The sequence below is a fragment of the Pyxidicoccus fallax genome, from assembly GCF_012933655.1.
In the GTDB taxonomy this organism is placed as follows: Bacteria; Myxococcota; Myxococcia; order Myxococcales; family Myxococcaceae; genus Myxococcus; species Myxococcus fallax.
The window spans coordinates 1-12,620 of sequence record NZ_JABBJJ010000355.1; the positions used below are offsets into that span (position 1 = coordinate 1).

Sequence of the window (12,620 nt, forward strand, 5' to 3'; positions counted from 1 at the left end):
GGCTGGGGAGGTGGGGCGCCGTGTCCGCCGTGGCGGGCGATGCGAACAGGGCAAGGAACAGCACGGTGGCGGCCGTGAGACGACGCATGGATGTCGTTCCCTTCAGGAAAGGGTGGCGGTGGTGCCGCACCTGTCGGACCCGCTGGCGGGTACGGCAAGGACGGGCACCCGCTCGTCGAACACCGGCCCCGCCGCGAACGGTCACCGGCCCTTCGTCTCGCGGTCGACGTCCTTCCTGGCACGACGGGGACGGGCGAGGAATCACGACGCCGCTGGCACGGCCCGATACGACAAGTGGCCGCGGGTGAGCGTCTGCCCGATATGTCCGTTTCCCTCTCCCGTTGAAGCCGGCGGCCCGGTGACAGGGCCGCCCGCACGACGAAGTCAAAAGAGGGGACGGACAGACATGATGGGCATCCGGTGGCGTCAGACCGCTGCGCTGGTGGTGTGTTCGCTGTGGGGCTGTACGAGTGAGGTGAAGTCCGGCTCCGTGCAGGAGGCGCGGGCCGTGAATCCCTCGGGTGCCGTGGAGGCGTCGCTCACGACGGGTGATTTCCGCTACCCCGACGCGGTGCGCATCTTCAGCCGGGACTTCTTTCCCGAGGGCGTGGCGCACGCGGCGGACGGCACGTTCTACGTGGGCAGCTACTCCAACGGGCAGGTGGTACGGCAGCGTCCGGGGCGCCCCTTCGTGGAGCCCTTCATCCCCGCCAACGGGCGCGCCGTCGCGGGCATGAAGGTGGAGGACGCCACGCGGACGCTGTGGCTGTGCGAGCTGGACCTGACGCAGGCCACGCCGGACAACCTGCGCGCCTATGACTCGCGCTCGGGCGCGCCGCGCGGGGCGTGGCCGCTGCCCCTGGGCGGCGGGTGCAACGACGTGGCGCTGGACCCCCAGGGCAACGTCTACGTCACCGACACGTACCTGGGCGTGGTGCGCCGGCTGAAGCGCGGCGGCACGGCGCTGGAGGCGTGGGCGACGGACGCGCGGTTCCTCGCGCCGCCGGGCTGGCCCGGTCTCAACGGCGTGGCGTGGGACGGCGGCTCGCTCTACGTGGCGAAGTACGACAGCGGGGAGCTGTTCCGCATCGGCGTCGGCGCGAGCGGGGAGGCGGGCGCCATCACCCGCATCACCCCCAACGCGCCCATCGGCCTGCCGGACGGCATCCTCTTCGTGTCCCCGGGCGTGCTGCTGGTGGTGGACAACGACAACGGCAAGTTCCTGCGGCTGGACCTGAACGGCGACGAGGCCGCGGTGACGCTGCTGGCCACGGGCCTGGACAACCCCACCACGGTGGCGATGCATGACGGGGACGCGTTCGTGGTCGAGTCCCAGTTCGACCACTTCTTCGGCGTCGACAAGTCTCCGGTGGAGGTGCCTTTCATCGTGAAGCGCATCTGGCTCAGGTAGCCTCTCCCTCCAGAGGGAGGGAGTCCGAGTGGCCTCGGAGCTGAACATGCACGTGGTCGCCAGCTTCGTGGCGGCCATCGCGTTCGACGTGCTGATGCCGGTGGCGGTGGTGCTGTGGGCCCGCCGCCGGCTCGGCGTGGCGTGGAAGGTGGTGGGCTGGGGCGCGGCGGCGTTCGCGCTGTCGCAGCTGTTCACCCGCCTGCCGCTGACGCAGGCGGTCCAGTTCCTCCTGCGCGATGAGCTGAAGTCCTCCCAGGCCCTGCTCGTCGTGTGGATGGCGGTGCTGGCGTTCACCTCGGGCCTCTTCGAGGAGACAGCGCGGCTGTGGGCCTTCCAGAAGCCGCTGAAGGACTTCCGGCGCTGGCGGGACGCGGTGGGGTTCGGGGTGGGGCACGGCGGGCTGGAGTCCGCGCTGCTGGTGGCCGGCATGGCGGCGCTGGGGCTCATCAACATGGTGGCGCTGTCGAGCCTGGACCCGTCCACGCTGCCGCTGAAGCCGGAGCAGGTGGAGCAGGTGCGTCAGGCGAAGGCGACCTTCGCGGCGCTGCGCTGGTGGGAGCCGCTGCTGGGCGCGTACGAGCGGATGGGGGCGATGGTGTTCCACATCGCGATGTCCGTGCTCGTGCTCCAGCGCTTCGTGCGCGGGGAGCGGAAGTGGTACTGGCTGGCGGTGGGCGCGCACGCGCTCTTCAACGGACTCACCATCGCGGCGGCGAAGGCGGCCGGGGCGGTAGCGGGGGAGGGCGTGGTGACGGTGGGCGCGCTCGTGGGCCTGTGGGTCATCCTCCGCTTCCGGCCCCGGGAGCCGGAAGCCGGGCGGGAGGCCGCGCTGCCCCAGGCGTGAGCTCAGCGGTAGCGGAACCGGTCCGTGGCCTCCACCAGCGCCGCCGTGTTGCCGGGCTCGTTCGCCGAGTGGCCCGCGTCGGGGACGAGGAAGAGCTCCGCCTCCGGCCACGCCCGGTGCAACGCCCACGCGCTCTCCGGGGGGCACACCACGTCGTAGCGCCCCTGGACGATGACGCAGGGCAGGTGGCGGATGCGGTGCACGTCGTCGAGCAGCTGCGTGTCGCTCTTCAAGAAGCCACGGTTGAGGAAGTAGTGGCACTCGATGCGGGCGAAGGCGAGGGAGAAGGCCTCCTCGCTGTTGCGCGCCACCAGCTCCGCGTTGGGGTACAGGCAGCTCGTGCGGCCCTCCCAGACGCTCCAGGCGCGGGCGGCCTCCTGCCGGGCCTTCACGTCATCTCCCATCAGCCGGCGCGCGTAGGCGGCGAGCAGGTCTCCGCGCTCCTCGGGCGGAATGGGCGCGAGGTAGTGCTCCCAGGCGTCCGGGAACAGGGCGCTCGCGCCGCGCTGGTAGAACCAGTCGATCTCCTGCTTGCGCAGCAGGAAGATGCCGCGCAGCACCAGCTCGGTGACGCACTCCGGATGCGTCTGCGCGTACGCGAGTGCGAGCGTGCTGCCCCAGGAGCCGCCGAAGAGCTGCCACCGCTCGATGCCCAGGTGCTCGCGCAGCTTCTCCATGTCGGCGACGAGGTCCCAGGTGGTGTTCTCCTCCAGGCTCGCGTGCGGCGTGCTCTTCCCGCAGCCGCGCTGGTCGAAGAGGATGATGCGGTACGCGTTCGGGTCGAAGAAGCGCCGCTGGCGCGGGTCCGTGCCGCCGCCCGGGCCGCCGTGGATGAAGACCACCGGCTTGCCTCGTGGGTTGCCACACTCCTCGAAGTACACCTGGTGGAGCGCGGAGACGCGAAGGTGCCCGGTGCGGTACGGCTCCAGGGGCGGGTACAGCGCACGCAGCGGCCTGTGGGGGACGGACACGGGGCGGGCCTTCGGTGACGGGGGGAACATCACCGTAACAGAGCGCCTCGGGGGCTCATGCCGCTCCGTCCAGCCGGAGCGCGCCAGTATGCAGGACTCCCTACCGGTATGCCCTGCCGGACAGGGTGCGCCGCGACCAGGGAGGGGCGGGGCGTCCGCTTCGCGACGCTGGCTCGTCAGGGCTCCGGCCGGGCGGGCCAGGGTCGGCGCGATGTGACGTCGAAGTTTCCTGGCGGCAACGCCGACTTTGCGGGAGCTGTGGACACTCTCGGTGACTCCAACCCCCGGAGCGTCGCCATGAACATCGCCTCCCTCATGAACCACCCGAAGGCCCGCCGCGCCACTCCCACCCGCGAGCCCCGGCTGAAGCTCGTGCGCGTGCAGGCCACCGTCCTCGCCCAGGGCGCGGTGAGCGCGATGAAGGACAGCGTGCAGGCGTTCCGCCACATGCGGGACGTCCTCACCGGCGGCTACGCGCACCGCCTCCAGTAGCCCGCGCGGCTCCGGCCCCGTGCGCGTCACATGGCCGGGATGGCTGCTCCATCTCTTCCCGACCTCGTGCGCGTCACGAAGCCGGGACGACCGAAGCCCTTTCCCGGCCCCGTGGAGCCAGGCGGCCGGGACGACCTCAGGAGGGCGCGCCCGGGCTCGGGCTGGTTCCCGGGCTCGCTGGCGCGTCCTCCTTCGACGGGGGCGGCGGCGGAGGCACGCCCTTGCCGGCCGGAGCCACCACGCGCACCTCCGTGCGGTCGTCCAGCGCGAGCCCGTCGCCCTTGGGCTCCGTCTCCGTCACCGAGATGACGTCCCCGCGGTTCAGCTTGAGGAACCGCTCGTTGCGCTCCGTGCGGTGCTTCTCCTGCATCGCCAGGCCCACGCGTCCCTCGGCACCGCAGCCGATGTAGCGCCTGCGCCCCTTGCCCTCCAGCGGCTCGGAGACGATGCGGAACAGCCGTCCCGGCGTCAGCTCCGGCCAGCCCTCGCCCTTGGGCGCCAGCACCAGGTAGCTCATCTTCAGCGCTTCCTTGTGCAGGCTCGCCGCGCGCGCCAGCTCCTCCACCACGTGGGGCATCGGCCACTGCCGCTCCGCGTGGCACCAGTCCGTCTCCTTCAGCAGCGCCGGGCACGCGCCCCGGAACATGCACGGCGCGCGAATCGCATAGCCGCGCTCCACCATGGCGTCGCGCACGTGCAGCAGGCCGCGGCTCGTCTCGCGCAGCGCCGGCTCCATCACCAGCAGGCTGCCGCCGCGCTTCACCTTCGCCAGCGCCGCCTCCAGCAGCGCCGCGCGCGGGGCCGTGGCGCCCTCGCCCGTGCCGTACAGCTCGTTCAGCACGTGGCCCATGGTAATCAGGTCGAACTGCCCGTCCGGCAGCGCGGCGGCCTTCTTCGTCGGGTCCCACTCGCGCGTGGCCAGCGCCTCGCCGGCCTCGGTGGCCAGCGCGCGCGCCAGGTTGAGGGCCGCCTTGCTGCGGTCCGCCGCCGTCACCTCGCTGGCGCCCGCGTCCATCGCCGCGAAGGCCACGGGCCCCGGGCCGCTGCCCAGATCCAGCACCTGCCGGGGCCGGTTCGGCAGCTCGCCCAGCACCTGCCGGGCCTGCGCATAGGATACCGGCCAGTAGAAGAGCAGGTAGGCGCCGAGCAGGCGCGGGTCATCCATGTACCGCGCCCCGGCGAGCTGCCGCTCGCGCGTCAGTCCCAGCGAGAGCTGCCGCACGCCCGCGCCGACTTCCTTCACCTCCTGGGGGGTGAGGCGGGTCTCCGGCCCGTCGCCCCTGCCGCGCGAGGCGCGCCACACGGCGATGAGCCTCGGCATCCATCGCTCCAGGTCCTTGCTGTACGCGTTGCTCATCCCGCCAAACCTTCGACTCTCGTCTCGTGGGCCGCTTCCCGGGAGCGGCCGCGTCAACCCGTTGTCATTCCGCCAAGGCTTCAACTCCGGCATCGCCTCCCGGGGGCGACCGCGTTAAACCCTTGTCGCACATGATTTCCGTCCGCGGACTGCGCAAGCACTACAAAGTCCACAAGCGCCCGCCGGGCCTGAAGGCGGCCCTTCGCTCGCTCGTCCACCGTTCCTACACCACGGTGAAGGCCGTGGATGGCATCTCCTTCGACATCCGCCCCGGAGAGCGGGTGGGCTTCCTCGGCCCCAACGGCGCCGGGAAGACGACGACGCTGAAGGTCCTCTCCGGGCTGCTCCACCCCTCGGAGGGCGAGGTGTCGGTGGACGGCCACGTGCCGCGGCTCCGGGAGGAGGCCTTCCTCAAGAAAATCATGCTCGTCATGGGGCAGAAGCAGCAGTTGCTGTGGGATTTGCCTCCGGCGGAGACGTTCGAACTCAACCGCGCCATCTACGACGTGCCCGCCGCCCAGTACAAGCAGACGCTGGACGAGCTGGTGGGGTTGCTCGACATCGGCGACCTCATCACCAAGCCCACCCGGCAGCTGTCCCTGGGCGAGCGGATGAAGTGCGAATTGGCCGCGGCGCTCATCCACCGGCCCCGCGTGCTGTTCCTGGACGAGCCCACCATCGGCCTGGACGTGTCCATGCAGGCCACCATGCGGACCTTCATCAAGGAGTACAACGAGAAGTACGGCGCCACGCTCATCCTCACCAGCCACTACATGGACGACGTGGCGGCGTTGTGCCCCCGCGTCATCGTCATCGACAAGGGCCTGTTGTCCTACGACGGCAGCCTGGAGGCGCTGGTGCAGCGGGTGCGCCCGGAGAAGCGCGTGGTGCTGCGGCTGGCCGAAGAGGTGGACGCCGCGCGGCTGGCGCCCCTGGGCAAGGTGGTGACGCACGAGGCGGGCACCGCGGTGCTCCAGGTGCGGCAGGAGGCCGTCAACGCCACCATCTCTCGCGCGCTGTCGGGGCTGCCCGTCACGGACCTCACGGTGGAGAACGCGCCGCTGGAGGAGGTCATGAGCGAGCTGTTCGCGGAGAACAAGGCCCGGCGCGCAGCGGAGGCCTCCGCGGAAGAAGCCGCGCGGGAGTCGGTGTCGGCATGAGCGTCCGAAGCGTCCTGCGCGCCATGCCCACGCTGCTCCGTGTGGGCTTCGCCGAGGCGGTGGCCTACCGCGCGGAGATGTTCATCTGGGTGCTGTCCACCACCATGCCGCTGGTCAACATGGTGCTGTGGATGGCGGTGGCCCGCAACGCGCCGGTGGGCCGCTTCGGCCAGGAGGACTTCGTCGGCTACTTCCTGGCCACCTTCGCGGTGCGCCAGCTCACCAGCTCCTGGGCCGCGTGGCTCATCAACTGGGAGGTGCGGCAGGGCACGCTGTCCATGCGCCTGTTGCGCCCCATCTCCCCGCTGTGGGCCTACGCGGCGGAGAACATCGCCGGCTTCCCCATGCGCCTCATCGTGGCGGTGCCGGTGGTGATTCTCAGCGTGGTGCTGGTGGGCACCAAGGCCGTGCCCCAGCACGCGTGGCAGTGGGTCTTCTTCGCGGTGGCCGTCTTCGGCGGGTGGGCCATCTCCTTCCTCGCCAACGTGGCCATCGGCGCGCTGAGCTTCTTCTGGGGCAGCAGCCAGAAGGTGATGGAGGTGTGGCTCGTCCTCTACTTCGTCTGCTCCGGGTACATGTACCCGGTGGAGCTGCTGCCGTCCGCGCTGCGCACCGTCATCGACTGGCTGCCGTTCCGCTACCAGATTGGCCTGCCGGTGGAGCTGCTGACGGGGGCGCACGACTGGCGCGAGGCGCTGATGCTGCTGGGCGCGCAGTGGGCGTGGGTGGCCCTCATGGGCGCGCTGGCGGTGTTCTCCTGGAAGCAGGGCGTGCGGCGCTTCGCGGCGTTCGGAGGGTAGGGGGACATGCTTCGGCGCTACCTCAGACTGCTGGGCATCCAGCTCAAGGCGTCCGGCCTGCTGGCGGTGCAGTACCGCGCGGACTTCTTCACCGAGGGGCTCACCTCGCTCTTCTGGACCTTCACCGCGCTGGCGCCGCTGTTCGTCGTCTACGGCGAGCGGCCCGTCGTGGAGGGGTGGAGCTTCGGCGAGGCGCTGCTGGTGGTGGGCTGGTTCACGCTCTTGCAGGGCATCCTCGAGGGCGCCATCAACCCCAGCCTCACGGGCGTGGTGGAGCACATCCGCAAGGGCACGCTGGACTTCGTGCTGCTCAAGCCCGCGGACGCGCAGTTCCTGGTGTCCACCCAGCGCTTCCTTCCCTGGCGCGCCTTCAACGTCCTCACCGGGCTGGGGCTGTTCGTCTACGCCTTCTCGCTCATCGGCCGGGGGCCCTCGCTGACGGGGCTGTTGTCGTCGGTGCTGCTGTTGGGCACCAGCACGCTGCTGCTCTACTCGCTGTGGATATTGACGGTGAGCGCCGCGTTCTTCGTCGTGCGCGTGGACAACCTCACGTACCTCTTCACGTCCATCTTCGACTTCGCGCGCTGGCCCTCCTCGGTGTTCCAGGGCGTGGCCAAGGGCGCGCTGACGCTCGTCTTCACGTACGTCATCCCCCTGGCGCTGATGACCACCTTCCCCGCCGAGGCCATGCTGGGGCGCCTGCCGCTCCACGCGCTCGCCGGCGCGGTGGTGGGCTCCATCGTCTTCGCCTGGCTGGCCCGGCGCGTGTGGCTGTACTCCATCGGCCACTACACGTCCGCCAGCAGCTAGGCGCCTCGCCGAGCAGGGGCCGGGCCGCCGTCAGCTCGCCTGGTCTCACCCCGGCTGGAGATGTCGTCGTCCATGGGGGGATTGGGACCCAGGTGGTGTCCCGCCACGAGGGCTGCCCGTCTGCCGCCCTGGGGTGGGTGTCCATGGCCCCACCGGGTGGGTCCATTGTTCAGTTCTGAAGCGTGAGATGGCCTCCAAGGCGCTGGCTGGAGTAAAGGCCGGTCCAACCCCCCCTCAGAGTCGAAAAGAGGACTCCCCCCATGTTCAAGAATCCTGGGTCCGGCCTCCTGGCCGTGCTCGCGTTGACCCTCGCCCTGGCGGGCTGTTCACACGAGGATTTTGCAGAAACGCTGAATCAGGAAAGCGCTGAAACCGCGGCCAGGCGCCTGGCCGAGGGAGAGACTTCTCCCTGGGGTGAAGGCCCCAGCATGGCGATGAGGCGCGTGGACCACACGGCGACGGTGCTGCGCTCGGGCGCGATGCTGGTGGCCGGCGGCCAGTCGTCGCTGAGCGCGGAGCTGTACGACGTGAAGGGGCGGCGGTGGCTCGGCGCGGGCACCATGGTGACCATCCGGCGCCGCCACACCGCGACGCTGCTGAGCAACGGGAAGGTGCTCGTCGCGGGAGGCGACTCCGCCGCCGCGTCCACCGGCACCGCCGAGCTGTATGACCCGGCCGGCCACACCTGGACGGCCACGGGGGCCCTGCACTCGCTGCGCTCCGGCCACACCGCGACGCTGCTGAACACCGGGAAGGTGTTGGTGGCGGGCGGTGACAACGGAGCGGGTGGCGCGCTGCAGACCGCCGAGCTCTACGACCCGGCGACGGGGGAATGGACGTCCACGGGCCCCATGAAGTCGCCCCGCGTCGGCCATGCGGCCGTGCTGCTGCCGTCCGGGAAGGTGCTGGTGGTGGGCGGCCGCAGTGGCCCGCGCGGTGTGTTCCTGCGCTCCGTCGAGCTGTATGACCCGGGCCAGAATGCGTGGACGGCCATGGCGCAGATGATGACCGCGCGCTCCGGCCACTCGGCGACGCTGCTGCTGTCGGGCAGGGCGCTGGTGGCGGGAGGCCAGGTCGACGAGTTCAGCGCGACGGAGAACTCCGAGCTGTATGACCCGGAACAGAACACGTGGACCCCCACGAACCAGCTGCTCGCGGCGCGCACGAACCACACCGCCACGCTGCTGCACTCGGGTGAGGTCATCATCTCCGGCGGCACCGACGGCGGGGATGCGTACCTCCAGAGCGCGGAGCTGTACGAGCCCACCAGCAACCGCTGGTACACGCGGTGGCCCATGAACAGCAGCCGGGTCGGCCACACCGCCGCGCTGCTGAGCACGGGCGAGGTGCTCGTCGCGGGCGGCGGCGCGGACGGGGAGCCGGACTCGGCCACGACCGAGCGCTACGCGCCGGCCACGCCGCCCTGGCTCCCGGTGAACCCCATGGCCGCGGTCCGCTATCAGCATACGGCGACGGCGCTGCCAGGCCACGGCGGGCTGCTGGTGACGGGCGGCACCTCCACGGGGAGCAACGCGCTGTCGGGCGCGGAGTTCTTCGACGAGGCTCGAGGCCAGTGGACGCCGGTGGGCTCGCTCACCACGCCGCGCTTCCTCCACAGCGCCACGGCGCTCCCCACCGGCGAGGTGCTGGTGGCCGGCGGGCAGGCCGGTTCATCCACCTTCCTGTCCACCACCGAGCTGTATGACCCGGCCACCCGCGCCTGGAAGCCCGTGGCCTCGATGGCCACGACGCGCTCGCGCCACACGGCCACGCTGCTGGAGTCGACGGGGAAGGTGCTGGTGGCGGGCGGCAGGATGAACTCCAGCTTCACCGGCCTCCTCGCCACCGCCGAGTTGTTCGACCCGGCCACGCGCACGTGGAGCGCCGCGAAGCCCATGACCCGGAAGCGCGTCTTCCACACCGCCACGCCGCTGCCGTCCGGCAAGGTGCTGGTGGTGGGCGGCACCACGCCCGAGGGGGACACCGCCACGGCGGAGCTGTACGACCCCGCTACCGACTCATGGACCCTGACGGCTTCCTCCATGTCCGTCTCGCGCTACGGGCACGTGGCGGTGCTGCTGGCCTCCGGCAAGGTGCTGGTGGCGGGGGGCTGGGGCCCGCGCGGCGCCCTCGCCAGCGCCGAGGTGTATGACCCGGCCACGGGCACGTGGACGGCGGTGGCCTCCATGTCCGCGGCCCGCTACGGGGCCATGGTCTCGCTGCTGCCCACCGGCCGCGTGCTGGTGCTGGCCGGGGACGGCGGCTCCACCGTCGGCCTCCAGGACTCCTCCGAGGTCTTCGACCCGGGCACCGGCATGTGGACCCCCGGCGGCTCGCTCTCCGCGCCCCTGACGAGCGCGGGCGTGGCGCGGCTGGCCTCCGGCAACGTGCTCGTCACCGGCGGCCAGGGCTCCAGTGGCTCGCTGGCCTCCACGGAGCTGTACACGCCCGCGCTCTGAGCGGCGCATCACCCGCCCCGGTGTCCCTTCCGCACCGGGGCGGCTCTTCCAACCCGGGTGTTGGATTACCCGGTTGACCTGAATGTCAACTGGAGGAGGGCTCGCGGCTCTGGCGGGCAATCCGTGCGGTAGCTTGGCGCCTTCCCCCCAGCAGTCGAAGGAAGGAGCCGGTGATGAAGAAGCTTCACGCGGTCTTCATGGCAGTGGTTTGCGTGGGAGTGCTCGGGTTCGTCCCCGAGGCCCGCGCGGGCGCGGCGCGGACGACGTACCCCGTGGTGTTCGCGCATGGCATGGCCGGGTTCGACGACATCCTCGGCTATGACTATTGGGGCGACGACTACGGCATGTTCGTGGGCGACGCGTGCGACGCGCTCTTCGAGACGGACTGCAACGAGGACATCGACGCGGGGCAGAAGTCCTTCGTGGCGCAGGTGGCGCCGTTCCAGTCCTCGGAGGTGCGGGGGTTGGATTTGGCGAACGACATCGAGGGGTTCATGGCGACGTCGGGCGCGTCGAAGGTGAACCTCATCGGCCACTCGCAGGGCGGCATCGACGCGCGCAAGGCGGCGCGGGTGCTGCGCGAGCGGCGGGGTGTCACGTCGGTGGCGGTGCTGGTGAGCGTGTCGTCTCCGCACCGGGGCTCGCCGGTGGCGAAGTACATCCTGGACCTGAAGCCGGGGGTCACGAGCGTCGTCGCGGCGCTGGCGAAGTACTACGGCGACATCGTGTACGCGCCGGGCAATGACGCGTACGCGGGCGCGAAGCAGCTCGTGTACAACGACTACTCGGCGGGCGACGGCGTCATCACGGGCATGAAGGCGTTCAACGAGAAGTACCCGGTGAGCACGTCGTACGCGGGGCGCTACGTGTCGCTCATCACGGCGCAGAACGGCGTCAACGTGAATCCGGCGCTGTACCTGCTGAGCGAGTTCCTCTTCGACATCGACGGTGATGGGGCCTGCGCGGACGACGGCGACAACGACGGCGCGGGCGGGTGCGGCGACGGCGTCCGCAACGAGGCGGATGACGACGGCCTGGTGGGCATCAACTCGCAGCAGATGGGCCACCGGCTGCGCTACTCCGAGTCCACGTTCGGGTTCGACTCGGTGACCAACGACACGTCCATCGCCGCCGTCACGAGCCTCAACGCGCCCGCGAGCGCGGCGATGACGTCCATGTCCAGCGTCATCTCGCAGGACCACCTGGACGTGGTGGGCGTGGGCCCGGACACCTTCGACGAGCCGGAGTTCTACGCCGCCATCTTCCAGTACATCGCCACGTACGACTGAGTGGTGGCACGGGCGGGGTCCGGGCTCGCGGCCCGGGCCTCTGCTCCGCGGTGCTCAGGCGCTGGGCTGGGGTGCCTCGGCCTCCTCGGCCTCCACGCCGTAGTACGCGAGGCATTCCACCTCTCGGCCGCGCACCACGCGCTTGCCGTCGAGCGGGCCTCCGTGCGCCGTGACGACGGTGCACTGGCCTTCCTCTTCGTCCTTGTCGAAGTAGAGGACCACCCAGTCCCGCGTGGTGCCCTGCTGGTGCGCCAGCGCCGTGTTGGAGAACAGCGCCCGGATGCTCCAGCCGTCCAGCTTGCGGCGCAGCACCGGCAGCCACGCCTCACCCGATGGGTTGAACCGGCGCGGTGCAATCGTCCGCAGCTCTCCCGCCGCCGAGCGCCGCCGGTACTCCTCGTCCACCTGCAGCAGCAGTTCAAGCTCCGGCTGTGCTCCCCGCGCTGGCGCCGCCTGCAGCCGTGCCGCCCCACGCCGGCTCCGCCCCAGCCGCGCCGCGAGCAGCTCCCGCACCTGCTGCCCGCGCCGGGGGCCGAAGCCCTCCACCTCCTCCAGGCTCCCTTCGTGCGCCGCCTGCTCCAGCTCCTCCAGCGTCCGGATGCCCAGCTCCGCGTGAATGCGCCGGGCCAGCTCCGGGCCGATGCCCGGCACGCTGGCCAGCAGCTGCTCGGGCGAGGCCTCGGACTCCAACCGGTCGAGCAGGCTGGAGCTGCCCGTGCGAACGAACTCCGCCACCGCCGCCGAGATGCTCTTGCCCACGCCCGGCAGCTTGCGCAGCCCCGCCTCACCCTCGGAGGTGAACACCTCCATCACCGGCTGGGGCCACGCCGCGATGGTGTTCGCCGCCTTGCGATAGGCGCTCACCCGGAACGGCATCGCGTCCTGCGCCTCCAGCAGGTCCGCCACCCGCTCCAGCATGTCGGCGACGTCGATGTTGTCCTTCCATTCCACGCCCATGACTACCTGAAAGGTGGGGCGTCCCAGGCCCGACGTCCAGCCCCGGGCCGGGCATTCGGCTGGGGCAGGG

At 71.0% G+C, this 12,620-nt stretch carries 11 protein-coding genes; 8 read left to right on the forward strand and 3 right to left on the reverse strand.

All coding sequences use genetic code 11. The features are described from left to right. Nucleotides 1-406 precede the first annotated feature (406 nt). Together HG543_RS44240 and HG543_RS44245 are read left to right on the forward strand one after the other, a co-directional pair. Nucleotides 407-1,411 (forward strand): SMP-30/gluconolactonase/LRE family protein, encoded by a 1,005-nt coding sequence (locus tag HG543_RS44240; RefSeq protein ID WP_169350985.1) that lies wholly within the window; start codon nt 407-409, stop codon nt 1,409-1,411. A gap of 28 nt (nt 1,412-1,439) precedes the next feature. Next, on the forward strand, nt 1,440-2,255 hold the full coding sequence (locus tag HG543_RS44245) for a YhfC family glutamic-type intramembrane protease (protein ID WP_169350986.1): 816 nt from the start codon (nt 1,440-1,442) through the stop codon (nt 2,253-2,255). A 2-nt stretch (nt 2,256-2,257) separates the two neighbouring features. Here HG543_RS44245 and pip read toward each other — a convergent pair whose 3' ends face one another. Beyond that, nucleotides 2,258-3,226 (reverse strand): prolyl aminopeptidase, encoded by a 969-nt coding sequence (pip, locus tag HG543_RS44250; protein ID WP_343073593.1) that lies wholly within the window; start codon nt 3,224-3,226, stop codon nt 2,258-2,260. A 297-nt stretch (nt 3,227-3,523) separates the two neighbouring features. Here pip and HG543_RS44255 point away from each other — a divergent pair, with 297 nt between their 5' ends. Then, nucleotides 3,524-3,718, forward strand: coding sequence for a hypothetical protein (locus HG543_RS44255; RefSeq protein ID WP_169350988.1), 195 nt, complete (start codon nt 3,524-3,526; stop codon nt 3,716-3,718). A 136-nt stretch (nt 3,719-3,854) separates the two neighbouring features. On the opposite strand, the gene HG543_RS44260 is transcribed toward HG543_RS44255, so the two are convergent. Beyond that, entirely contained in the window at nt 3,855-5,075 is a 1,221-nt protein-coding gene (locus HG543_RS44260; protein WP_169350989.1) for a small ribosomal subunit Rsm22 family protein, read from the reverse strand. A 131-nt stretch (nt 5,076-5,206) separates the two neighbouring features. On the opposite strand from HG543_RS44260, the gene HG543_RS44265 reads away from it, so the two are divergent. The 5 genes from HG543_RS44265 (at nt 5,207) to HG543_RS44285 (ending at nt 11,593) form a co-directional block, all read left to right on the forward strand. After that, nucleotides 5,207-6,235, forward strand: coding sequence for an ABC transporter ATP-binding protein (locus tag HG543_RS44265; RefSeq protein WP_169350990.1), 1,029 nt, complete (start codon nt 5,207-5,209; stop codon nt 6,233-6,235). Beyond that, nucleotides 6,232-7,035 (forward strand): ABC transporter permease, encoded by an 804-nt coding sequence (locus tag HG543_RS44270; protein WP_169350991.1) that lies wholly within the window; start codon nt 6,232-6,234, stop codon nt 7,033-7,035. Before HG543_RS44265 ends, HG543_RS44270 begins: the two co-directional genes overlap by 4 nt. 6 nt (nt 7,036-7,041) lie before the next feature. Then, entirely contained in the window at nt 7,042-7,845 is an 804-nt protein-coding gene (locus HG543_RS44275) for an ABC transporter permease (RefSeq protein ID WP_169350992.1), read from the forward strand. A 428-nt stretch (nt 7,846-8,273) separates the two neighbouring features. Further along, nucleotides 8,274-10,304 (forward strand): kelch repeat-containing protein, encoded by a 2,031-nt coding sequence (locus tag HG543_RS44280; protein ID WP_246357738.1) that lies wholly within the window; start codon nt 8,274-8,276, stop codon nt 10,302-10,304. A 173-nt stretch (nt 10,305-10,477) separates the two neighbouring features. Then, complete coding sequence (locus HG543_RS44285) at nt 10,478-11,593, forward strand: esterase/lipase family protein (RefSeq protein ID WP_169350994.1); 1,116 nt, start codon at nt 10,478-10,480, stop codon at nt 11,591-11,593. A 54-nt stretch (nt 11,594-11,647) separates the two neighbouring features. Here the strand turns inward: HG543_RS44285 and HG543_RS44290 are convergent, their stop codons facing one another. After that, nucleotides 11,648-12,550 (reverse strand): helix-hairpin-helix domain-containing protein, encoded by a 903-nt coding sequence (locus tag HG543_RS44290; RefSeq protein WP_169350995.1) that lies wholly within the window; start codon nt 12,548-12,550, stop codon nt 11,648-11,650. Nucleotides 12,551-12,620 lie beyond the last annotated feature (70 nt).